This window comes from Frankia sp. Allo2, assembly GCF_000733325.1.
GTDB lineage: Bacteria > Actinomycetota > Actinomycetes > Frankiales > Frankiaceae > Frankia > Frankia casuarinae.
Genome location: NZ_JPHT01000011.1, coordinates 1 through 23,660, shown reverse-complemented (window position 1 = coordinate 23,660; position 23,660 = coordinate 1). Strand labels below are relative to the sequence as shown.

The 23,660-nt window shown below is 70.4% G+C and carries 14 protein-coding genes and 2 pseudogenes; 12 read left to right on the top strand and 4 right to left on the bottom strand.

Going from position 1 to position 23,660, the window contains the following annotated elements; genetic code table 11:
• Window positions 1-4: 4 nt before the first annotated feature.
• Complete coding sequence (gene hrpA / locus ALLO2_RS10105; RefSeq protein WP_051875054.1) at window positions 5-4,087, bottom strand: ATP-dependent RNA helicase HrpA; 4,083 nt, start codon at window positions 4,085-4,087, stop codon at window positions 5-7.
• Between the two features lie 553 nt (window positions 4,088-4,640).
• Between hrpA and ALLO2_RS10100 the strand changes: the two genes are divergently transcribed.
• Window positions 4,641-7,292, top strand: a complete 2,652-nt coding sequence (locus ALLO2_RS10100; RefSeq protein ID WP_232235010.1) for a histidine kinase — start codon at window positions 4,641-4,643, stop codon at window positions 7,290-7,292.
• A gap of 134 nt (window positions 7,293-7,426) precedes the next feature.
• Here the strand turns inward: ALLO2_RS10100 and ALLO2_RS10095 are convergent, their stop codons facing one another.
• Window positions 7,427-8,293, bottom strand: a complete 867-nt coding sequence (locus tag ALLO2_RS10095) for a helix-turn-helix transcriptional regulator (RefSeq protein ID WP_011437825.1) — start codon at window positions 8,291-8,293, stop codon at window positions 7,427-7,429.
• A 1,261-nt stretch (window positions 8,294-9,554) separates the two neighbouring features.
• On the opposite strand from ALLO2_RS10095, the gene ALLO2_RS10090 reads away from it, so the two are divergent.
• The 7 genes and pseudogenes from ALLO2_RS10090 to ALLO2_RS10060 all read left to right on the top strand — a co-directional run bounded on the left by ALLO2_RS10090 (window position 9,555) and on the right by ALLO2_RS10060 (window position 17,456).
• Entirely contained in the window at window positions 9,555-9,791 is a 237-nt protein-coding gene (locus ALLO2_RS10090; protein ID WP_011437824.1) for a DUF397 domain-containing protein, read from the top strand.
• A gap of 185 nt (window positions 9,792-9,976) precedes the next feature.
• Window positions 9,977-10,750 carry a hypothetical protein gene (locus ALLO2_RS10085; protein ID WP_011437823.1) on the top strand — a complete coding sequence of 258 codons (774 nt, stop codon included), beginning with the start codon at window positions 9,977-9,979 and terminating at the stop codon, window positions 10,748-10,750.
• 189 nt (window positions 10,751-10,939) lie between these two features.
• On the top strand, window positions 10,940-11,410 hold the full coding sequence (locus ALLO2_RS10080) for a heme-binding protein (RefSeq protein WP_011437822.1): 471 nt from the start codon (window positions 10,940-10,942) through the stop codon (window positions 11,408-11,410).
• Window positions 11,411-11,691: 281 nt separating this feature from the next.
• A complete protein-coding gene (locus ALLO2_RS10075; RefSeq protein ID WP_108913531.1) occupies window positions 11,692-12,876 on the top strand; it encodes an ABC transporter substrate-binding protein in 1,185 nt (394 codons plus the stop codon).
• A gap of 209 nt (window positions 12,877-13,085) precedes the next feature.
• Window positions 13,086-14,075, top strand: a pseudogene (locus ALLO2_RS10070) (malate dehydrogenase).
• 416 nt (window positions 14,076-14,491) lie between these two features.
• A complete protein-coding gene (locus ALLO2_RS10065; RefSeq protein WP_023840335.1) occupies window positions 14,492-16,006 on the top strand; it encodes a cation:proton antiporter in 1,515 nt (504 codons plus the stop codon).
• Between the two features lie 55 nt (window positions 16,007-16,061).
• A complete protein-coding gene (locus tag ALLO2_RS10060; RefSeq protein ID WP_011437818.1) occupies window positions 16,062-17,456 on the top strand; it encodes a toll/interleukin-1 receptor domain-containing protein in 1,395 nt (464 codons plus the stop codon).
• A gap of 1,755 nt (window positions 17,457-19,211) precedes the next feature.
• Here the strand turns inward: ALLO2_RS10060 and ALLO2_RS10050 are convergent.
• Window positions 19,212-20,048 carry an aminotransferase class IV gene (locus ALLO2_RS10050; protein WP_232235009.1) on the bottom strand — a complete coding sequence of 279 codons (837 nt, stop codon included), beginning with the start codon at window positions 20,046-20,048 and terminating at the stop codon, window positions 19,212-19,214.
• Window positions 20,049-20,242: 194 nt separating this feature from the next.
• On the opposite strand from ALLO2_RS10050, the gene ALLO2_RS10045 reads away from it, so the two are divergent.
• On the top strand, window positions 20,243-20,716 hold the full coding sequence (locus tag ALLO2_RS10045; protein ID WP_011437813.1) for an SCP2 sterol-binding domain-containing protein: 474 nt from the start codon (window positions 20,243-20,245) through the stop codon (window positions 20,714-20,716).
• Window positions 20,717-20,919: 203 nt separating this feature from the next.
• Here the strand turns inward: ALLO2_RS10045 and ALLO2_RS10040 are convergent, their stop codons facing one another.
• Entirely contained in the window at window positions 20,920-21,822 is a 903-nt protein-coding gene (locus ALLO2_RS10040; protein WP_023840332.1) for a TerB family tellurite resistance protein, read from the bottom strand.
• Window positions 21,823-22,166: 344 nt separating this feature from the next.
• Between ALLO2_RS10040 and ALLO2_RS10035 the strand changes: the two are divergent.
• The 3 genes and pseudogenes from ALLO2_RS10035 to ALLO2_RS10025 all read left to right on the top strand — a co-directional run.
• A pseudogene (locus ALLO2_RS10035) lies at window positions 22,167-22,394 on the top strand (protease); the annotation flags it as partial.
• 70 nt (window positions 22,395-22,464) lie between these two features.
• Window positions 22,465-23,037 carry an IS607 family transposase gene (locus tag ALLO2_RS10030; RefSeq protein WP_035731448.1) on the top strand — a complete coding sequence of 191 codons (573 nt, stop codon included), beginning with the start codon at window positions 22,465-22,467 and terminating at the stop codon, window positions 23,035-23,037.
• A partial coding sequence (locus ALLO2_RS10025) for a helix-turn-helix domain-containing protein (protein ID WP_035731446.1) occupies window positions 23,034-23,660 on the top strand: 627 nt, incomplete at its 3' end. The genes ALLO2_RS10030 and ALLO2_RS10025, both read left to right, overlap by 4 nt.

The window sequence follows — 23,660 nt, the reverse complement described above, 5'->3', positions numbered from 1 at the left end:
CGGATTAACCGAGGATGGCGTCGATCGCCCGGTAGACGCGTTCCTCGGAAACCGGGTACGGGGTGCGCAGGCTCTGCGCGAACAGGCTCACCCGCAGCTCCTCGATCATCCAGCGGAGGCGCCGGATCTCGGGCGCCGGCTCCCGGCCGGCGGGGNCGGTGGCGAGCAGCTCCCGATAGGCGTCCTGGACGCGCCCGACGGTCGCGGTGTTGAGCCTGTCCCGCCCGGGATCGCGGGGCAGCCGCTCCAGTCGCCGTTCCAGCGCGGTCAGGTAGCGGACGAGGTCCGCCAGCCGGTCGGCCCCGGTGTCGGTGACGAATCCCCGGTAGATCAACGAGATGAGCTGGTCACGCGCGTCGGCCACCGACGCCGCCACCGCCGGGGCACGCAGCTCGCGCAGCGCCAGATCGACCGCGTGGGCGAGGCCGAGCACCTGCTGAACCTCGCGGACCACCTCGAAGGCGGCCTCGGGCAGTCCCGCGCGTACCGCGGCGAGCAGCGCGGTGAAGCCCGCTTCGTCCCAGGCGGGCCCGCCGGCCGCGGCGATCAACCGGTCGGCGGCGGCCCGCACACAGTCGTCCAGCAGGTCGGCGGCGTCGCGGTGCGGGTTGTGGCTCAGGGCCAGCTTCGCGGCGTTCGACAGCCGGGCGTTGAGGCCGCGCACCGGGGAGGGGACGCCCAGCAGCACCAGGCGCCGGGTGCCGGCCCACATCAGCTGGCGCTGTTCGGCCTCGGTGTCGGCGGCTCGCACCGCGACCGAACCGCCCTCGTCGACCAGCGCCGGGAACGCCTTCACCACGTGGCCGCCCGCCACGTTGCCGCCGCGGCGCAGCTCGACGACCTTCGGCAGGGTGCCGAGGTCCCCCCACGCCCGCAGGCCGGCCCGCTCGAGGCCGTCCGCCGCGGCAGCGACGGCCTCCCGGGTCCTCGGGCGCAGCCGCTCCTTGATGGCGTCGAGGTCCTTGCCCTCGGCCAGTACCCGCCCGCCGGCGTCCTCCACCCGGAAGGTGAACCGCAGGTGATCCGGCACACCCGCCAGCGACCAGGAATCGCGCGGGATCTCCGGCCCGCCCATCCGGCGCAGCTCGTGTTCCACCGCGGTGAGCAGGGGCGCCTGGCGTGGCGTGATGTTCGCCAGGACCGCCTTGGCGTAGTTCGGCGCCGGGACGAAGCTGCGCCGCACCGCCTTCGGCAGCGCCCGGATGAGGGCGGTGACGAGCTCCTCGCGCAGCCCCGGCACCTGCCATTCAAAGCCCTCGGCGCCGACCTGGTTCAGCACGGCCAGCGGGATGTGCACGGTGACCCCGTCGGCCGCCGAGCCCGGTTCGAACTGGTAGCTCAGCGGCAGCGCGAGGTCGCCCGCCTGCCAGACGTCGGGGTAGTCGGCCTCGGTGATTCCCGTGGCGTCCGCGGTGACGAGCATCGAGCGCGGGAAGTCGAGCAGGTCCGGGGTCGTCCGGCGCGCCTTGCGCCACCAGGCGTCGAAGTGCCGGGCGGACACGATGTCCGCGGGGACGCGCTCGTCGTAGAAATGGAACAGCGTCTCGTCGTCGACGACGATGTCGCGCCGCCGGGCCCGGTGCTCCAGCTCCTCGACGTCGGCGAGCAGCTCCCGGTTGGCGTGGAAGAAAGTGTGGCGGGTCTGCCAGTCACCCTCGACCAGTGCGTGCCGGAGAAACAGCTCCCGGCACAGGACCGGGTCGATCCGGCTGTACTGGACCGGCCGGGAGGCGACGATCGTCACCCCGTACAGAGTCACCTTCTCGTCGGCGAGCACCGCGCCCTGCCGGCGCGACCAGCGCGGTTCGCTGTACGTGCGATGCACCAGGTGGGCGGCGAGCGGCTCGATCCAGTCCGGGTCGATCCGCGCGGCGGTGCGGCCCCACAGCCGGGAGGTCTCCACCAGCTCGGCGGCCATCACCCAGGCGGGTGGTCCGGACGGCCGCTTCGGCGCGTCCTCGCCCGCCGGGTCCCCCGGGTTCGCCGACGTGGCTGTCGGCCCGGTGCGCTCGGCACGGTTCGACCGCCGGGCCAGGACGGAGCCCGGCCAGAGCGCGAAGCGGCCGCCGCGGGCGCCGGCGTACTCCCGGCGCTCCGGGTCGTAACGACCGATGTGCGACAGCAGCCCGGTCAGCAGGGCCCGGTGCACGGTTCGTGGATCGGCCGCGCCGGAGCTGTCGTCCCGGGGGGTGAGCCCCAGGCCGCGGACCACCGCGGCGAGCTGGCCGTGCACGTCCTGCCATTCCCGGATGCGCAGGTAGTTGAGGAACTCCGTGCGGCACATCCGCCGGAACTGGTTGGCCGACAGCTCGCCGCGGGCGTCGCGCAGGTAGTTCCACAGGTTCAGGTACGCCAGGAAGTCCGAGGTCGGGTCCGCGAACCGGGCGTGGCGGGCGTCGGCCGCCTGCTGGTGCTCGACCGGGCGCTCCCGGGGATCCTGGATCGCGAGCGCGGCGGCGATGACGAGCACCTCGCGCAGGCAGCCCTGCTCGTCGGCGGCGAGCACCATGCGGGCCAGCCGGGGATCCACCGGGATCTGCGCCAGCCGCCGGCCGAGGGGAGTGATCCGGTGACGGGGATCGGACGCGGTGGCGTCGAACGCCCCCAACTCGGCGAGGAGCAGTTCGCCGTCGCTGATCTGGCGGGGGTCGGGCGGATCGAGGAACCCGAACGTGGCCATCTCGCCGAGGCCAAGGTCGGCCATCCGCAGGATGACCGAGGCCAGGTTCGTCCGCAGGATCTCCGGATCGGTGAACTCCGGCCGGCCGGCGAAGTCCTCCTCGCTGTAGAGGCGGATGCAGATGCCGTCGGCGGTCCGCCCGCAGCGCCCCTTGCGCTGGTTGGCGGAGGCCTGCGAGATCGGTTCGATGGGCAGCCGCTGCACCTTGGTGCGGTGGCTGTAGCGGGAGATCCGGGCGGTGCCCGGGTCGATCACATAATGGATCCCCGGCACGGTCAGCGAGGTCTCGGCGACGTTGGTGGCCAGGACCACCCGCCGTCCGGTGTGCGGCTGGAACACCCGGTGCTGCTCGCCGGCGGACAGGCGGGCGTAGAGCGGCACGATCTCGGTGTTCGGCCGCTGCTCGCGGGTGAGTGCCTCGGCGGTGTCGCGGATCTCCCGTTCGCCGCTGAGGAACACCAGGATGTCGCCCGGGCCCTCCGCGCACAGCTCGTCGACCGCCTCGCTGATGGCCTGGGTCTGGTCGCGCTCGGCCTCGCCGTTCTCCCTGCCGGTCCTCCGCGCGTCGGCCGGGCCGCTGGCTGGTCCGCCGGCTGGGCCGCCGGCTGGGCCGCTGGCCGCCGGGACGAGCGGGCGGTAGCGGACCTCGACCGGATAGGTGCGCCCGGACACCTCGATGACCGGGGCACCCGCGAAGTGGGCGGAGAACCGGGCCGTCTCGATCGTCGCGGAGGTGATGACAATCTTGAGATCCGGCCGGCGGGGGAGCAGCGACCGCAGGTAGCCGAGGATAAAGTCGATGTTGAGGCTGCGCTCGTGCGCCTCGTCGATGATGAGCGTGTCGTAGCGGCGCAGCTGGCGATCGGAGGAGATCTCGGCCAGCAGGATGCCGTCCGTCATGAGCTTGACCAGCGTGTTCTCGTGCACCTGGTCGGTGAACCGGGTCTGGTAGCCGACGACGCCGCCCATCTGGGGAGCCGGGGTGCGCAGTTCCTCCGCGATGCGGTCGGCGACGGTACGCGCGGCGATTCGGCGCGGCTGGGTGTGCCCGATCATCGCCCGGACCCCGCGGCCGAGCTCCAGGCAGATCTTCGGTAGCTGGGTGGTCTTGCCGGACCCGGTCTCCCCGGCGACGACGACCACCTGATGATCCCGGATCGCGGCGAGAATCTCGTCCTTGCGCTGGGTGACCGGAAGGATGTCGGGGTAGTCGAGCGTCGGAACGCTGGCCCGGCGCCGCTCCAGCCGTAGCGATGCCCGGTCCACCTCGGCGGCGATGGCCTGTAGGGCCCGCTGGCGCGCGGCGGGCTCGCGGGTGCGCCGGCTCTCGGCGAGCCGTCGGCCCAGCCGATGGGCGTCGCGAGGAGACAACCCGGTCAGCCGCGCGGACAGCTCCGCCGGTGGCACTGGGCCTGCCGGTGGCACTGGGCCTGCCGGTGGCACTGGGCCTGCCGGTGGCACTGGGCCTGCCGGTGGTGACGGCTGCTGCGGCGGCGTGGGCGGCGGCGTGGCGGGAGGGTTCAAGAGCTGCCTTTCCACACGTCGTTAAGCCTAGGGCACAGCTGTCCCGGCGGCGTTGCGTTCCTCCGGCCCGTCGGGCGGCGGCGACGACTCTTCGGCCGGCGAATTTTGGGGACCTGAGCACGGTCTGCGGTCCCTGGACCGTGTCTTGCTCCCCTGAACTGGAGGTCGGGCCATCCCGTTACCTCTTCGACGGATGAGAGGTTCGACGGATGAGAGGCGAGGCGGTCCTTTGCCGACCAAGGCGAGGTGCGGCCGGTAGCCTGCCAACAGCCCACCCGGTCGGCGGGGGGCCGCCGCTCGACGCCGTCGCGGCCTTTATGCCGTCGCAACCTCTGTGCCGTCGCAACCTCTGTGCCGTCGCAACCTCTGTGCCGTCGCAACCTTGTCGTCGACAGGAACCTCGATGTTGAGGGGGCTGAGCCCTCATGATGATGAGGTGCGAAGTCGGCCCCCACCCTGGTCCGGGCGACCTCCTCGGGCCGGGCAGGGCGTGACCGCCGACGGGCGGGAGGCGGCCTCGTCCGGGGTGCGCGAGGCGGTCCCGTCCGTGGCGCCGGCCACCGTGCCCACGGTCGCCTCCGCCTCCGCCTCCGCCTCCGCGGGCACGGTGACCGCCTTCGGGGAGGGCGCGCTCGAGCTGGGCCGAGCCTCCGTCGAGCTGGGCCGGGCTTACCAGGCGCTGGAACAGGTCATGGGGCGCGTCCTCGTCACCCTGCGGGCGGTCGCGGTTCTGCTGACGGTGTGCTACGTCGCGGTCTGGCGCTGGTACGACCACAGGCCGGCGGCGATGGCCGTCGCGGGGCTGACGGCCATCGGCGGNCTCGTCTTNTNCGTCGTCGGCCTGCGACGCGGGATCCGTCGATCGATGACCACCGTCACGGTCGCGATGTCGGCGGTCCTCGCCCTGACGGCCTCGTCCTGGTTGCCGCCCGCTTCGGTGGGGGACAGCGGGAACTTCGTCTTCCTGACCGCCATCAACGCCGGGATCGTGACGGTCTGGACATTTCCGACGGCCGTCGCGTCGGTCCTGCTCCTGACGCTGTGCGGCGCCACTCTCGTAGGCGGCTGGGGCCACAATCCCCAGGTCTTCTCTCAGACCGCCATGCTGCTGATCATTCCCGGTCTACTCGGGCTGGCGATCGGTCGACTGCGCCGGATCGCCCGCACGGCCGACCAGCGCTGGGCGAACGTCGCGGCCCGGCACCGCAGCGAGGCGGTCGTCCTCGCCGTCGCCCGCGACCGCCGGGAACGGGAGCGAGTCATCCACGACACGGTGCTGAACACCCTGACCGGCATCGCCTGGGGCGGGGGACGGGACGTGGAACTCACCCGGCGTCGATGTGCGCAGAGCCTCACCGCCGTGCGCGGCCTGCTCGACCGGGACGACGAGGTCGGTCCNCCGATCGGCGAGCGGCTGGCCGAGGTCGTCCGCGACGCCACTCGACGGGGGCTGCAGGTCAGCCTCGACGACCAGCGTCTCCCAGCCATCGCGGGGGAACCTCCCGGTGAGCCCCCGGCGGTGGTCGTGGAGGCCTTCGTCGGAGCGGTCGGCGAGGCGCTGGTCAACGTGGAACGGCACGCCGGCACCCGGCGTGCCTCGCTGCTCCTCGGCGGTGGCCCGGGCCTGCTCATCGTGACGGTGTCCGACGCCGGGTGCGGCTTCGACCCGCGGCGGGTCGACTCCGCCCGGCTCGGGCTGCGCGAGTCCATCGTCGGACGGCTGGTGGATGTTGCCGGGACCGCCCGCATCGACGCGCGCCCGGGGCAGGGCACCGTTGTGGAACTGCAGTGGCGCGCCCCGGACGCGACGACGGGGCACGTGACGCGACCACATCCAAGCGATGATCGCGATGATCGTGGCGATCGGGATGATCACGGAGCCGGAAGGGCCGGCGGGCGGGTCGCCGATCGTCGGGACGTCGCCGCGATCGCCGCCGAGCTACGCGACGCCTATGCCGCCGGGCTGCGCCGGGCGCTCGGGCAGATCGCCGGGCTGTGGCTGATCATCATGCTCGTGCCGTTGGTCGGCACGGGTGGGTGGGTGCGGACGATGGCCGGAGCGGGAGCGCTGTGGCTGCTGGTGGCCGTGCTCACCGTCGTCTTCGTCCGGCGCGGACGGAGTCGGCCGATCAGCGGTCCCGAGGCGGCCGTGCTGCTGTTCCTGGCCGTCGCCGTCGCCGTCGCCGGCATAGCGAACACCGTCGGCGCGGACATCGTCCGGATTGCGGACTGGCCGTTGCTCGTGCTTCCCCTGCTCCTAGCGTTCATCACCGCCTCCCGGCCACTCTGGGAATGGGTGGGTGCGCTGCTGGTCGCGATTGCCATGATGATCGTTGCGGTGTTCCTGCGCGGTAGCACCGAATCGCTGGTGCTGGCGCGGCTGGGGGTACTGATCTACGGTGCGTGCGGGGTGCAGATCGTGACCGCGATGCTGGGTCCCCTGCTGCGCGGCACCGCGGAGACGACCGCCCGCGCCTTGGCCGCCGAGGCTGAGGTCGCCGCCCAGGTGGATGCGTCCACCATGATCAGGTGGGAGCGGGCGCAGTGGTTGCGCACCGTGGGGTGGGAGGTGCTGCCGTTACTCGACGGGGTCGCGGGCGGTTGGTTGGACCCGCGGGAAGCCGCCGTTCGGAGCAGGTGCGCGATGCGGGCGGCCGCTGTCCGTCGCATGATCACCGGGGGTGGTCCGTCGTCGGCGCTGGCGGACCTCGACGTGGTCGTCGCCGACGCCGAGGCCGCGGGAATGACCGTCCAGATCCAGCTGTCCGGCGATCTGCGGCTCGCGCCAGCTCCTGTGCGGGCCATGGTGGCCGATCAGGTGCGGGAGGTGCTCGCCGCCGTCCCCGGCGGCCGGGCGATTGTGACGGTCCTGTGGACGCCGGCCGGCGGCAGTGTTTTCGTCTCGCTGCCCTGGCCGCAGGGCCTGCCGCCCCCGCAGCTCGGCCGCGGGGGAGAGGACGCGGGCGGGATCGAGGTCGCGGTGGAGCTGGACGATCGGTGTCTCAGCCTGGAGCTGACCTGGCCGGCGGCGAGCGCGGTCACGGACCCGACCGGGCGGGTCGAGTCGATCGGTGGGCTGGCGGAGTAGTAGGCCGGCGGAACGGCGGGATGGCGGAGCAGTAGGACGGCAGGCCAGCAGAACGGCGGGCCGGTGGGCTGGCCGAGTAGTTAGGCCGGCGGGCCGGCGGGGCAGCCGGTCGGCGGGCTGGGAGCGAACCGCGTTCAGAGCTCGGTGATGATGCGCCGTAGCAGCTCGGCAGTGTCACCCGGGGTCGTGCTGTCGACACTGAGCCGGTTATACACCTCCATGTACCGGTCGACGTCCTCGCGCTTGTCGAGGTAGGCGGAACCGGTGAGCTGCTCCAGGTAGACCACGTCCGGCAGGTCCATTTCGGGGAAGCGGAGGATCGTAAAGGCCCCACCCTCCGCCGCGTGGCCGCCAAAGGCGAACGGCATCACCTGCAGGGTGAGGTTCGGCAGCTCGGACACGGCGATGAGGTGCTCGAGCTGGGCCCGCATCACCTTCGGTCCGCCGATCGGCCGACGCAGCGCCGCCTCGTCGATGACTATCCAGAGCCGTGGCGGGTCCTTACGGCACAGCAGCTTCTGCCGGTTGAGCCGCACGCTGACCCGGCGCTCGATGACGTCGACTGGTAGGCCACCACTACCTTGCGTGATGATCGCTCGGGCGTAGTCCTCGGTCTGCAACAGGCCCGGAATGAACTGGAGTTCGTAGGTCCGGATGAGCTGGGCCGCCTCCTCCAAGCCGATGTACGGCTGGAACCAGGACGGGAGAACGTCGTTGAAGTTCTGCCACCAGCCAGCGGCGTTCGCCTCCCGGACAAGGGCCAGCAATGGGGCGCGCTCTGCATCGTCCGTGACCTGATAGAAGGTCAGCAGGTCGGCGACGTCGCGTTCTTTGAAGCTGACGCGGCCAAGCTCCATCCGGCTGATCTTCGACTCTGATGCGCGGATGTGGTAGCCGGCGGTCTCCCGGCTGATGCCCTTCTCCTCGCGAAGTCGACGGAGCTGAGAGCCGAGCAGGATCCGACGTACGGTCGGTCCACTTCCCGGCTGAGCTGTCGTCACGGTCGGCCCCCTCGCCATGGTCAACGCAAGAGTAAGATACTCGATCTTCTGGTTCCGGATGGGTGGCTGGTTCTCTCGTCTGGGTGACACGCGCGTGTTTAGCGTGGTGAGGATTATTTGTATACACGCTTACGGGGAGCGCCGACGACGGGTCTCCGTTTAACGGGGGGTAGGGGTGCCCCCGGCTGTCGGGTGCAGGCGCAATGGTGTGGACGATGACATGTCCGGACATTCCACTCTCACGGTGCCAGATTCCAGGGGCGTGAGGACTTCGGGCCCCCGGACGGCGATCGTGTGCTTCCTAGTGTTACTCTCCACGGCTGCACCCCTCTTCGCTCCTCCCCCCACTCTCCCCATCGGGTTCCCCTCCGCCGTCCGGTCCCTCCGCCGTCCGGTCCCTCCGCCGTCCGGTCCCTCCGCGGATCTCTCCGGGTTCACGCCGGCGCTCTTCGCCGCCGCGCTGGTTCTGGTGCACGATCTCCGTCGAGTGCTGTCGAGGTGTCCCCCGTTGTTTTACAGCTATGTCGCGGGCCCCGGGACCACGAGTGGACCGGAAGGGCCACGGTTTTCGCTACGCCGAGGCTATGACCTTGTGCACAGTCAGGTCGCGCGCGGCCGGCCTCCCGTCGTCCGGGGAGCCGGAGTGCCCCGTCGTGAGCGCGCGTCTCGCCCCAGACCGGGGATCTTTTTCTCCCGGCTCGGTCCGCGGCCGCCTTGTACGGGTGCCTGGCGCATGGGTCGGATTCGTCACTCTTCGGATTTTTCGGACGTTTCGCCTAGTGGGGTCGAGGCCCGTCCATGGTCCTTCTGCGGAGCCTCACGGGCGGACTGGGCGCAGATTCGTGGTGCCTGCATGGTTCTTGTGATGGGATTTTTAGTGCTTTTGGTAGTTATATCAACATTCTCGGCGCCTTCGTCGGAAGCTGTCGATGCTCCCTTGATCTTCTCTTGATCTTTCTTTGGGCTTCCCTGGGGCCGCCCCGGGACTGGTTCGGCGTGGAGGCCGCGGCGGCGCGAGGCGTCGGGCCGGGCATCTGTCACCCGCTTGATGCACGTGCACCCGACCGTGCTGTATCGTGAGCCAAAGTTCGTGCAGCCGCACACGCTGGCATGATGGGACGGTCTTCCGGGGGGGTGTTCCATCGTGGGTTTGGCTGGCGGTCGGCCGGCGGTCGGTGGTTGGCCCGTCGGTGGTATGGCGAGCGGACGGCGTGGGTCGGGGCCGTGGCGGCATGGCTTCCCGGGGCTTCAGGAGATCGACATGACCAAGATCTACAGCGGTATGTCCGCCGCGGCACTGCAGCGCGTGACATGGCAGAAGAGTCGTCGGAGCAACTCGCAGGGAAACTGCGTCGAAATGGCGAAGCTTCCGGGTGACGAAGTTGCCGTCCGTAACTCTCGGCATCCAAACGGACCCGCTCTGGTGTATACCCGAGCTGAAATCGAGGCTCTGATACTCGGGGCCAAAGACGGCGACTTCGACAACCTGCTCCAGTAGTCGCGCCCGTCATGGCCTTCCCGGTTCCGGCAGCCTCGACGAGGCGGGTACGTTCCATCGCCGTGTGGGCTCCCTATGCAGGGAGCCCACACCGGGTCGTGGACGGTGTGGGCACCGCGGCCGATTGTGGCCTGGGGGGCGGTGCCCGGCCGGACCGGGCGGGCGCGTGGCGAGACGGAGACAGTATGCCCACGTCGATCCCTGAACGGATCTTCAGCTCGGAGGATCTGCCGCTCCTCTCACTTCCCGGTGCCGACGGGCTCATCACCTGCCAGTGGATTCACGAGTCCATGAGGGTGCGGACCCCGTCAGGACGCGGCTGTGACGCCATCCGCGGCTGTGACGCCATCGAGGAGCGGCGGCGCGCGCAGGTCGGTTTCGTCCTGGTCGAGCCGGCCTGGCTGGTTCGCGCGGCGGCCGAGCGGCTCCGCGCGCCGGGAGTCGACGCCATCGTCCTGCACGCTCAGGCCAGCCCGCCAGGTCGCAGCGCGCTGGCCTTGGCGTTCGCCTCTCATCTGCGCAATGCCCTGAGACGGCCGGGAGCAGGCGGTACGCCCGCCCCCGGCGGCCCCCCCGGGTCCGGCAGCGAGCCGGAGGTCGGTGACAACGTCGTCACCGCCGGGGTGCGGCCGGATCTCAGCGGCTTCGCCGATCTGATCCGGGTACCCCATCTGGTGACCGTCACCGACGGCACCGGTGCCGTCGCGGACACGGTCGTGTGGGAAATCATGACCGGCGCGCGGTTCGACACCTGGCTCGATGGAGCTCCCCGGCCCGACCAACGAGCCATCGAGGCGCACCTGCCCGGTCTGTTGCGTCTGCGCGGCCTGCACCGGGTCGGCCGGCTGGATCATCCGGGCGCCGGTGCTCTGCTGGACCTGCTGGGCGGCGGCTATCTCTCCAGCAGGTTGATCCACCGCTGCCCCCGGGCCGTCCTCCCGCTCGTCGCCGCGACCTGACCCTCCGGTTCCCCGGCCGGGGGCCCGGGGATACCCGGTGTCCACCTGTATCCTGCCGTTATCCTGCCGTTCGCCGCTCGGGAGTGCCATGCGCGACGGTGGTTACGCGGCGCGCCTTCCACCACCTGACGGTCAGCCAGGGCCTATGGTCAAGCGCACCGGAACGCCGCTTTATGGGGAGAGTCGCGGATGACCGTATCGCTCGAGGACGCCCGTCGGATCATCGCCGCCGGGGAGAAATATGCGGTTCACCTCGGTCAACCGGTTAACATTGCTGTCGTTGACCACGCCGGAATTCTGGTTGCCCACGTCCGGATGGACAATGCCCGGCTCGAGACCGCGGATATCTCCGTCGACAAGGCGTGCGCGGCTCGGGCCTGGGCTCCGCCGGCCCATCTGGTCAGTCATACCGGTGGCGAGGGACACGCTGGCGGCGAGGCGCATGCCGGCGGCGAGGCGCATGCCGGCGGCGAGGCACCTGCCACGGGTGACGGCCGCGTCGGACGGGAGCGTCCGTCGCCGGCGGAACCGGTCGTCACCGGTCTGCCCGGTGCGCTGCCGCTGTGGCGGAACGGGGTGATCGTGGGGGCCGTCGGGGTGAGCGGTGGTCCCGCCCCCCTTGACCAGGCCATCGCCCGGGCCGCCGCGGCGGCGTTCTGACCGGGCCGACCGGACTGACCGGGCCGACCGGGCCCCACCCCCACGCGGTATCGCTCCCCACGCGGCACCGCGTGGGGAGCCCGAAGCGGGATCGGATCCTGAAACCGGGAGCGATCGATCTTCGGTGAATCTCACAAAATCAACGGAATGGCATCGAAGGGTGGTTCTTCTGGTTCAGGCTTGATGGAGTGGGGAGCGTCACGGCTCTGGGAGTCGGGCCGCACCGGCCTCGGCGCCGTCGTGCGGACCGCCGGGCCGCGCTGCTCGGGCTCGTGAGCCTCCTGATCGGCTTGGGAGCGGTCGGCTGCCGGGTCTCCACCGACGGGCCGACCGCGTCCCCGGCCTGCGCGGCGCCGGGCGTCGCTCCGGACGCGATCAGATTCGGCCTGCTCTATCCGGACACCGGAAACGCGGCGTCACTGTTCCGCTCCTTCCGGGCCGGGGTGGACGCCCGGCTCGGGGTGGCCGACAAGGCGGGCGGTGTGTATGGCCGAAAAGTGGTCTATGTCTGGCGGGATGACGCCTCGAATCCCGCCGGAAACCAGGCCGCCGCCCGGGGGCTCGTGGAGAACGACCAGGTGTTCGGAATCATCGAGTCGACCTCCGTGGCCAGTGGTTCCGCCGGTTATCTCAATAGCCGGCGAATACCGGTGACCGGTACCTCGCTGGAGGCGGCCTGGACCCATAACGACAACATGTTCAGCTACTCAAATATGATCTTCGACGGGCCGTCCGTCACGACCTGGGGTGAGTTCGTCGCCGAGCGCGGCGGCCACCGGGCGATCATCGCCCAGTCCGGGTTCTCGGCGACCTCCGTGACCCTCGCCGACAAGATGGCGTTGAGCCTCGCCGCGGCCGGGGTGCGGGTGCTCGGCCGGATCGACGCGACCGGGCCGATCGACATCCCGGGCATCGGCCGGAAGGTGCGCGACAGCGGCGCGGACGTCCTGGTCGGCGCCGTCACCGGCGCCGCCTTCGGCCAGGTGGTCCTGGGCGCCCGGGCGGCCCGGGCGGATCTGCGGGTCATCCTGTCGCCCACCGGCTACGACCAGCGTCTCCTGCAATTGTTCGGCGGAGTGCTGGCCGGGGTCTACAGCTTCGTCGACTACCTGCCGTTCGAGCAGGAGACTCCCGCTCACCAGCGGTTCCTGCAGGCCATGCTGGAGTACGCGCCCCAGGTGTCCCCGCCGGCCCAGCAGGCGGCCCTGTCCGGGTGGATCTCGGCGGACATGTTCCTGCGCGGTCTGGTGGCCGCCGGGCCATGCCCCAGCCGGGAGACGTTCATCAGGGGCCTGCGGGCGGTGCGCGGCTATGACGCGGACGGGTTGCTGCCCGTCCCCGTCAACTTCGCCACCCATTTCGGGCAGATCAACCGTTGCTACACCTTCCTTCAGGTCACCGCGGACGCGAAACGTTTCGCGCTGGTCCCGCCCGTACCACGGTGCGGGACCGAGATCGGCCGGTAGCACGTGCCCCATCGTGGCGCCGCGATGTGAGCCGCGTCCGCGCCGCCCGTGCCTCCTGACCAAGAACTTCGGACTAGCCTCGGACTAGCATCGCTGGGGCGGCAGAAGACGTTCCAGCTCCAGGACCGGTTACCCGGCCGGCTCGGGATCGTTACGAGGACGACACGGGCCGCACCCCGATCTTCCGTGATCTGCACCAGGAGAAGCCAGTGAGCTCAACGCCCGTCAACGTCACCGTAACCGGCGCTGCCGGTCAGATCGGCTACGCGCTGCTGTTCCGCATCGCGTCGGGCCAGCTGCTGGGTGCGGACACGCCGGTGAAGTTGCGTCTGTTGGAGATCCCGCAGGCCGTGCGGGCGGCGGAGGGCACGGCGCTGGAGCTCGAGGACAGCGCCTTCCCGCTACTGGCGGGGGNGGNCGNGTTNGACGACGCCAAGCGGGCCTTCGAGGGCACTAATGTGGCCCTCCTCGTCGGCGCACGCCCGCGGACCAAGGGCATGGAGCGTGGCGACCTGCTGTCCGCCAACGGCGGGATCTTCAAGCCGCAGGGCGAGGCGATCAACAGTGGTGCCGCCGAGGACATCAGGGTCCTCGTCGTCGGGAACCCGGCCAACACCAATGCGCTCATCGCCCAGACGCACGCTCCGGACGTGCCCGCCGAGCGGTTCACCGCGATGACTCGGCTTGACCACAACCGCGCGATCGCGCAGCTCGCCAAGAAACTCGGCGTGCCCAGCGCCGAGATCAAGAAGATCACGATCTGGGGTAACCACTCGGCTACCCAGTACCCGGACATCTTCCACGCCGAGGTGGGCGGGCGCAGCGGCGCCGAGGCGGTCGGCGACCAGGCATGGATTGCCGACGAGTTCATCCCGCGGGTCGCCAAGCGGGGCGCCGAGATCATTGAGGTCCGCGGCGCCTCGTCCGCGGCGTCGGCCGCCTCCGCGGCCATCGACCACATCTTCACCTGGGTCAACGGCACCCCGGCGGGCGACTGGACCTCGGCGGCGATCCCGTCCGACGGCTCCTACGGGGTGCCCGAGGGGCTCATCTCCTCGTTCCCGGTCACCGCGTCCGGCGGCCGGTTCGAGATCGTGCAGGGTCTGGAGCTCGACGCCTTCTCCCGGGAGAAGATCGACGCCTCGGTGCGTGAGCTGGCCGAGGAGCGGGAGGCGGTCCGCGCGCTCGGCCTCATCTGAGCCGATTTCTCCCCGCCTGCNCAGGCCGGTGAAGCCTGCGCAGGCCGGCGGAGCGGAGGGACGTGTGGAGGGTCGGTCACGGTTGCCGGCCCGGAAACGTGATTATCCCTCCACGGCTCCGTGTCAGGCGGCGGATGCGGCGGGAGATGACACGAACGGCGGACTTTCCGGCGTCCGTTGTGGTTTCTTCTTGAGGGACGCCGGTACCAGTGCCGGTGCCCGCGGCGTCAGCCGACCGAATCGCAGGCGCGCGGGCGACGGGGGCGACGGGGGATGACGAGGAATCCGGTATCCGGTATCCGGTATCCGTGATTCCGGCTCTCGGCTGGCCTGTCGCCGATGCGCCTGCCGGTCGTCGGACGTCGGCCTGGAGCCCTCGCCGCCGTCAATGGTGGCGAGACGTCCGAGGAGAGACATTGTCCCTCACGTCCACTCGGCCCGTCCCCTCGATCCCGCCGCATTCCCTGTTGCTGTTCCTGCTTCAGCTCGCCATGCTGCTCAGTCTGGCAATTCTGCTCGGACGTGTCGCCGTGCGCCTGCGGATGCCTGCCATCGTCGGTGAGCTCTGCGTCGGCGTGCTCCTCGGCCCGTCGTTGCTCGGAACGCTGTGGCCGACCTTCTCGGACTGGTTTCTTCCGCGTGACGCCGCGCAGTTCCACCTGCTCGACGCGGTGGGACAGCTCGGTGTCCTCTTCCTGGTCGCGCTCAGCGGGTTCGAGATTGATACGCGGATCATCCGCCGGCGCAGTCTCACCGTCGCCCGGATCAGCCTCGGTGGGTTGCTCCTGCCGTTGGGTTTCGGGATCGTCACCGGCGTGCTGATGCCGTCCTCCCTGCTGGGCCCCGACGGCGACCGGACGGTCTTCGCGCTGTTCCTCGGGGTGGCGATGTGCGTGAGCGCCATCCCGGTGATGGCGAAGACGCTCATGGAGATGCGTCTGACCCATCGGGAGGTCGGGCAGCTCGCGCTGGCCGGCGGGGTCATCGATGACGCCGTTGGCTGGCTGATGCTGGCGGTCGTGTCCGCGATGGCGACCACCGGTGTCCGGGCGGGCGACACGGCGTTGTCGGTGCTTTACGTCCTCGGGGTGGGGATCTTCGCGTTGACGATCGGCCGGGTCGTCGTCCGGGCCGTGCTGGGACGGATCATTGCCACGAGTGGTGCCGGGGCCGGGGCTGGCGCCGATCCCGGCGCCAGGAGCGGGTCGGTCGTGGCCTTCGTGGCCGTGCTGGTGCTCGCGTCGGCGGCCGGGACGCAGGCGTTGGAGCTGGAGGCGGTGTTCGGCGCCTTCCTGGGCGGGGTCGTCCTCGGGTCGTCCGGCCTGGTGGATCATGCCAGTGTCGCCCCGTTGCGAATCGTGGTGATGGCGGTGCTTGCGCCCATCTTCTTCGCGACGGCGGGCCTGCGTGTCGATCTCACTGCTCTGAGTGAAACCCGGGTTCTGCTCGCGGCGGTGATCGTGCTCGCGGTCGCGGTCTTCGGCAAGTTTGCCGGTGTGTACGCGGGGGCCCGGGCCAGTCGGCTGACCCCCTGGGAGGGTCTCGCTCTGGGCGCCGGCATGAACGCGCGGGGAGTCATCGAGATCGTGGTGGCCAGCGTCGGCGTGCGGCTGGGGGTGCTCTCCACCGAGACGTACACGATCATCGTTCTGGTCGCGATCGTCACGTCGGTCATGGCTCCGCCGATCCTGCGCCGCGCCATGCGACAGGTCGAGCAGACCGCGGCCGAGGAACAGCGTCGCCTTGTGCTGGACGGTCACCATGCGAGCGGTGCCGGTGGCGTCGGTGCCGCGGAGGCGGGTGTCATCACCCGTCGCGAGACCCGGACGCTCCCCGCGGCTCGGTCCCGCGCACGATACCGAAGGTCGGTGAACCCATCCAATACAACGGGTAGGGACGGGTTAGAATTCGAGGACGAATCCGCCGGCTGACGGACCACCTACCGTCGCGTCGCCGGATTTCTGCGGGCATGCCTACGGGGGACTCGTGACGGACCGGCTGACCGAGGCGGAGATCGAGGCGCTTTCCGCCACTTTTACCAACCAGATGAAGGCGACTCATCTGTTGGAACGTGCCGGGCTGGCGCGTCGGCACCATCCGCAGTTCTACCCGGGTGAGTCGTCGTTCGAGTTCTGGTCCGAACTCGCGTCGCTGTTGGAGAACGGCCTGTTGCCGGACGGCCGGAGGCGCATCCTCACCGAGGCGCATCGGGACTATCGGGGCAACCGGATCTTCGCCGACGCCGTCCGGGAGGACGGTGTTTCCCGTGGCGAGGGCGCCCCGTGGGAGGACGGCGTCCCGCGGCATGTCAGCGTCTTCTGCCTGGATGCCAGGCACTACAGCCGTCAGGACATCGCGACGCAGGCGAGCTGGCGGGAGGGGCTGCGCCGGATCGTCGATGAGGCGGTCGGAGGCGCCGGCCTGCCTCCCCGGTCGATCCGGCTGCGCCAGGATCGCGGCGACGGCTTTCTTGCGGCCGTGGCCGCCGACGCTCCCAAGGCTGTCCTCGCGACCGAGTTCGTCCGGGAACTGCGGATCGCGCTGCGGACCTACAACCGGGGGCGTGACGAGACCGGCCGAATCCGGTTGCGGTTGGCCCTGCACCAAGGCGAGGTGGGTATCGGCGGCAGTGGTTTCGTCGGCGACGCGGCGGTGGTCGCAGCCCGGCTGGTCGACGCGGACCCCGTCCGGCAGTTGCTGGAACAGGACAGGGACGCGGAACTGGCACTCGTCCTGTCGTCCGAGTTCTACCACAGTACGGTGGCCGGGCGGCTGCGGGATCTCGACCCGGCGCAGTACCGCCGAGTCGAGGTGTCGGTGGCGGGCAAGTACGAGGGCCTCGCGTGGATCACGCTGCCGGGGCGCCCGTTTCCGGTGGTGCGGACCCCGTCGAACGGCTCCGATCAGGGGCCGGTCGCGGACGGGAAGTGGGACTTCCTCATCTCCGCGGATCCGTCCGATGAGGCCTGGGGCTCCTGGATTGCCCGCGTGTTGGAAGGCCGTGGTCATTCGGTGCATCTGGCGGCCCTCGACGCGCTGCCCGGTGAGCACGAGATCGGTCTGCTGCATGAAGGGATCTCGCAGTCCCGGCGTACCCTCGCCGTGCTGTCGAAGAGCTACCTGGCCTCGGAGAAGATGCAGGCGGCCTGGCAGGCGGCCTGGCAGGCGGATCCCAACGGCGTGAAGCGCACGCTGATTCCGATCCGCGTCGAGACCTGTGACCCGGCCGGGCTGTTGCGCGGCATCAGCTACATCGATCTCGTCGACAAGAAGGACGGTGCGGCGGCGGAGCTTGAACTGGTCAGGCAGATCGTCCGGTCCCTGAACGGCCGCGGTTCCCGGCCGTCGACTCCGCCACCCTTCCCCGGGCAGCGATCCTGACCGGCCGCCGGCNGGGATCCTCGCGGTCCGCCGCCTCGACGTCGTCGGAGTCACCAGCGGTGCCGGTATCGGGGTCACCAGCGGTGCCGGCGTCGATCAGCAGTCGGCCGAGCCCGCGGCCGTAACTCGTGCTTCCCTCCAGCCTGGACCAGTCGGCCAGCGCCGTCATCATGGCCCGCAGTCCCGCTGCGGACGGTTCTCCGGCAACCGCCTGCTCGGCCTGGCTCTGCACTCTCGCCAGCCAGGTCAGCGCCTCGTTGCCGGCTGTCCGGGCGCGCCGGGCCGCCTCGTCGATCCGGGCCCTGCGCAGGATCGGCCGGCCTGCCGCCGTCGGCGCCCCGGCCAGCCGGAGCAGTCCGGCGGCGCGCCCGCCCTCCGACCCGGCGCGCCCGTAGGCGGTCAGGGCCCGCTGCCACAGTTCCTCCGCGCGTTCCGGATAGGCCGTTCGCGACCGGATGACCCGGCTCCCGCCGGGCCGACGGCCGAGCGTCTGCGCCCCGCCGTCCGGGAAGCCGGCCCAGTCGCCGCGCACCAGCGCCGCATGGGCCAGTGTCGCGTGGTCGGACCCGGCGCCGGCCTCGACCGCGTCCAACGCCATGCCGGCCTCGGCCTCCTGGTTCGCCCGGAACAGCAGATCCGCCCGCAGGATCCGCGCGTACGCCGCCGCCTGTGGCACCGGAAGCTCGTCGAGATGGGTGACGAAGAGATCAGCCGTGGCCAGGGCCTGCATTACGAGTGTTCCGGCAGGGTCGGCGGTCCGTGCGGCGCGCGGCGGATCGGCGCCGTGACCGTGCACGACCACGTGACGGGGCAGGCGATAGGACATGCGATGGGGGATGTGATGGGGGCCGGGCTCGTGCCTCCGGCCGGTTTCGCGGTGGTCGACGCGGAGACCGGTCAGGGCCAGTTGTGCCCGCGCCACCCGAATGCCGGGGATGATCGCGGCGCCGAGCACGCAGATGACCGCGGTCGTCGGTTCGAGCAGCGCGTGCCGTTGACGGGAGATGACCTGCGTCGTCCAGGCGATCAGCGGGGCGTCCGTCATGGTTCGCGACGGCCCGGCTGGTTTGGCCAAGCCGGCCGGAGGCGGAGCGAACGTCCTCGTGGCCCAGGCTCGGACGACGCCGACGTCATCAGGGGACCAGTTGAGGTCGAGAGCCAGCGCGGCGAGGTAGAGCGCCTCGTGCGCCGCCATGTGATCGGGGTCGGTCGGGTCGTGTTCGCTCTGCCGCAACTCCCGCAGTGCTCCTTTCGCCCGGCNGGCGGCGAGCGCCGTCGCCGCGCCGATGAGATGGCGTTCCGCGGGAGGCGGGGAGGGGTAACGGAGAGGCACACCCGCGGGCTCGACGCGGTGCTGTTCGTGCAGCAGGAGCGCTACCAGGAGCCGGGCTGAGGCAAGCGGCATCGTTGCGGTGTTCCTTCACGGACAGCGGGATGGGTCCGGAGCCAGATTTCATCGGAAGAAAGGAAAAATAGCGGGGCATGCCGACAGTATCCGGCGACCCGCCGCGCGGAAATCCATTCCGGCGCTCTCGCCGCGGCCAGGTCGTGGTATCTCTGGTATCTCGCTATATTTTTATAATTCTGAAAAATGCTATTCATTGTCTCTCGGGAAATACGAAGACCGGGGTGGACGTATGGTCGGGGTGGACGCGGTCCTCAGGCCTCCGCAGGAGCATCCGGGCATGTGGGACGCCGTCGACCTGGCTCAGATCGGATCCCATGGCACCGCGTCGTAGCGGCGGGTAAGCGTCGTCATGAGCCATTCGGATCCCATGGCACCGCGTCGTAGCGGCGGGTAAGCGTCGTCATGAGCCATTCGGATCCCGCGAAGAGGTGGCCGTCGATGGCCGGACGGGCGCGATCCCGCGTGAGTTGGTGACGAAGGCGGCCTCGGCCCGCCAGATCCGCCAGTCGCACGGGGGCCCGTACGCTGGGCGGGCCGCCGTCCGCCGGTGCCTGCTCCAACAGCGTCATGGTGACTCCGCGCAGGGCGGGAGCGTCCGGCCAGACGATCATGTTGCCATCGAAGAAACCGATGTTGGTCATTGCGCCCTCCGCGACGAGCCCGCCGGGGGCGGTCAACAGGGCGTCGTCGTAGCCGTCACGGCGGACGAGCCGGCCGTGCTGGATCTGCGNGAACGTCCCGAGATGCTTGAGGTGGGCGAACGGGCGCAGGTACGGCACTGACCGCAGCCGTTGTGGGGTGGTCGGCATGGTTGCCGGTTCGCCGATCGCGACAATGACGCGCACCCCTGCGCCGTCCGGCTGCTCGGTGACGACAATCCGGACCGTGGCATCCAGCGTGGTGGCGGCTGTCGCCGTGGCCTCGGAGCCGGCGGCGGCCGTCTCGGTGGCGTACAGTGCCTGCCGGATGCGGTGGCGAACCAGCTCGCCGTCCAGAGGCTCGCCGTAGAGCTCCTGGTTCGCCTCATTCAGCCGGGCGAGATGCCACCGCAGGCCCCGGGCCCGACCGGCTCGCACCTGCAGCACTGTGAAGTGGCCGTGGGGGAGCAGGGCTAGGCGGTGTGGCTCATCGAGGGGAACGGGGTGCCCGTCGATTTCGACGCGTCGAAGTGTGGGAGTGACCACCTTGGCCACGATAGTGACCCGCCGGCGGGCGGCGGNTNCGTGGGCTGGGCCGTCCGTGGCTGGGCCGTCACGCGCGATGTTCCGGTTGCGTCGCCCACGGAACCGCCGCCGTGTCGTCTTCGCTAGCGTGCTCGTGCGTGCTGCCGACAGGCTGCCGCCCACGAACGCCAACACGAACGCAAAGGAGTGTGGCTATGTCCGATCTTGCCGTCGATTCCACGGCCGACCCGGCGAAACTCGTCAGCGGTCTGCCCGCTATGTCGGAGCGTGAGGTCTCCGACCTGCTGGGTGGGCCGGCCGGTGACGCGGTGCTGGACGAGGTCTTCCGGCAGATGCGCGACACCTTCCGCCCAGAGCAGGCACAAGAAGAGAACGCTCTGGTCCGATTCGTGCTCAACGGTGGACCGGGCGGCGCCGTGCGCACCTACGAGCTGCGGGTCGCCGACGGTGTCTGCACTCTGGCGACACCGCCCGCCACCGGGACCCCGAGTGAATCCGCGGGGGAGCAGACGCTGACCATTATCACGGATCGTGTCCGCTTCGTTCGGGTGGTCTCCGGTCAGGCCAGCGGGGCCAAGCTCTTCCTCACCAGAAAGATCAAGATTGATGGTGACCTGAAGTTCGGAGGCAGGATCCTGTCTTGGTTTGAGATCAAGAAGGAGAGCTGACCGGCGGCGGTCCCCACCGGTGCCGCCACGATGAGGTGCCGGCTGGTGCGGCCGGTGCTGGACGTTCGGGAGTACGAGTTGCCCGCCGGGGCCGACATGGCCGCTCTGTGCCGTCGCGCCGAGGAGGTCAGCTGGGAAGGCCAGCCGAGGAGGCCATGAGCGGACGGGTCGGCGACGTCGTTCAACCGGCGCCGGCTCGCCCCTCACAGGGCGAACTCGGCGGTGTTCAGGCCGAGGGCGAGGGCGGCCTCCCGCACCACGGCCCGCTCGCTGGCGACGAACTCGCCGTCAACCAGGCCGATCACCTGCCCGATGCGCACCACGGCGGCGGCTTCCGTCGCCCGCCCCCGCACCTTGGCGATGTCGGCCAGCGCGGCCTGTTTGCCGGCGGCGAAGTCTGCGGTGAGACGGCTCAGATGTTCATCGAAGAGCCGTTCCACGTCCTGTTCGGGAAACTGGGACATCACCGGATCCGTGGCGATGAAGCCGAGTAGTCCCTCGCGTTCCGCCGGATCGATGCGACCATCGGCCGCGGTGACGAGGGCACAGATCGCCACGGCGGCGTCCCGGAAAGTGAGGCTGCGCAGCTCCTCCCGACGGGCGAACAGCTGCGCGCGCAGTGAGGCCAGGGAGGGCAGCCGCCGGTTGCCGACGGCGGGATCGAGGCCGCGCCAGAGCGGCCAGCCTTCGGCGAGCCAGCGACGTACCACCTCGGCCATCGATAGCGGGCGCAGGCGTGTCGCGAGGAGCACGTTGATGTTAACCGGAACCAGCGTGTGCTCCCCCCAGCGTGACGGCGTCGGGATGTCGGACGGCCAGAAGCCGGCGAACATGATACTGAGCACGTGATCGGTTGCGGATTCAGGTGAGTGGCCGGTGATGGTTCCGTCGTGCTCGACCGCCCCGATGAACTGCCGGGAGATCGTCCGAGGGCCGGCGAGGCGGCCTACCTGCCGTTCGAGAGCGTCGTCCGTGCTCTCTCCCGCCGCCACCGGACCGCCCGGAAGGACATGCCAGGCTTCTCCCGGCGGGCGAGCGAGGAGAATGCGGTCGTCAATCCGTACGAGAAGCCGAACATCAAGCCGAATAGCAGCCTGCAAAGGCATACCGAAAGCCTCCTGAAGACGCACGGCACAAGGCGGGTTACGCGCAGGCACCATCATCCACCAGATGGCGGAGCGAGTGGACGCGGCGGTCCGGAACTACTCATCTGCGCTGCCGGCGTGACCGCTCGGTCCGGGTGCCGCGTGCCGCCGTAGACCGCCGGGCGTCGCGCAGGTCCGCGGCCAGTGGTGGGGTGGGATCGGCCAGTCTCGGAAGGATGATGGTGTCTGTGGCGGCTAGGACGTCGAGCCGTCCGGACCTTAGCGCCGAGGCGTGGGCGCGGCGCCACCGGATCCGTATCCAGACCGTCCGCGCCCGATCCTAGGCCGATCCTGAGAGGCATACCGTGACCAAGTTTCTGCTCAGCGTGCATGTCCTGGCCGCGATCCTCGCGATCGGACCGGTCACCGTGGCCGCCAGCATGTTCGCCCCGGCTGCGCGCCTGGCGCTGACCTCCCCGGGCGACGAGCGTGCTGCCGGGATCGTCCGCGTGCTGCACCGGATCTGTGGCGTCTACTCCGCGCTCGGCCTCGTCGTACCGATCTTCGGGTTCTTCACCGCGCAGAGCCTGGGGGATGAAAGCTGCTGCCGAATCAGCGTCCGATGGCGTCTGATGGCCTCTGATGGCGTCGTATGATGTTCGTGTGAACCTTAAGGAGTGGGCCGCCGCGAACGGCGTCGGGTACACCACGGCGCGGCGCTGGTACCGCGACGGCCTGCTCCCGGTCCCTGCCCGCAAGGTCGGTGGGCTGGTACTCGTCGACGAACCCACCGTGCCGGCCGGGCGCCCCGTCGCGGTGGTGTACGCCCGGGTGTCGTCCGCTGACCAGAAGCCGGACCTTGACCGGCAGGTCGCCAGGATCGTCACCTGGGCGGCCAGCCAGAACCTGGCTGTCGGCAGGGTCGTGACCGAGGTCGGGTCGGCGCTCAACGGTCATCGGCGGAAGTTCCTCGGCCTGCTGCGCGACCCGGCCGTGGCGACGATCGTCGTCGAGCACCGGGACCGGTTTGCCCGGTTCGGCGCCGAGTATGTCGAGGCGGCGCTGTCGGCGCAGGGCCGGCGGCTGCTGGTCGTCGACCCGGGCGAGGTCGACGACGACCTGGTGGGCGACGTCACCGAGATCCTGACGTCGCTGTGCGCCCGGCTGTACGGTCGTCGGGCCGCGGCGAACCGGGCCGCCCGCGCCGTCGCCGCCGCCACCGAGGCTGGCGAGTGACGACGCTCCAGGCGTACCGCTTCGCCCTCGACCCGAACCAGGCCCAGCTCGCCGGTATCCGCCGCCACGCCGGGGCGTCGAGGTTCGCCTACAACTGGGGCCTGGCCCGGGTGAAGGCCGCGCACGCCCAGCGTGACGCCGAGCAGTCCTACGGGCTGACGGGCGACCTGCTCACCCCCGTCCCGTGGACGCTCCCCGCGCTGCGCCTCGCGTGGAACGCGGTCAAGCGGGACATCGCCCCATGGTGGGACGAGTGCTCGAAGGAGGCGTTCCGCGCCGGGCTCGACCAGCTTGCCCGCGGGTTGAAGAACTTCACCGACTCCCGGCAAGGGAAGCGGAAGGGCCGGCGGGTCGGCTTTCCCAGGTTCAAGAAGCGGGGAAAGGCCCGTGACTCGTTCCGGTACACCACCGGCGCCTACGGCCCGGCTGACGAGACCTACGTGAAGCTGCCCCGGATCGGGCGGGTGAAGGTCCACGAGCCGATGGGCGCCCTGACCGGCCGGCTGGCCGACGGACGTGCCCGACTGTTCGGCGTGACCGTGTCCCGGACTGCTGACCGCTGGTTCGTGTCGTTCACCGTCGAGGTCGACCGCGACGTTCCCGAGCGGCCGTCGCGACGGCAA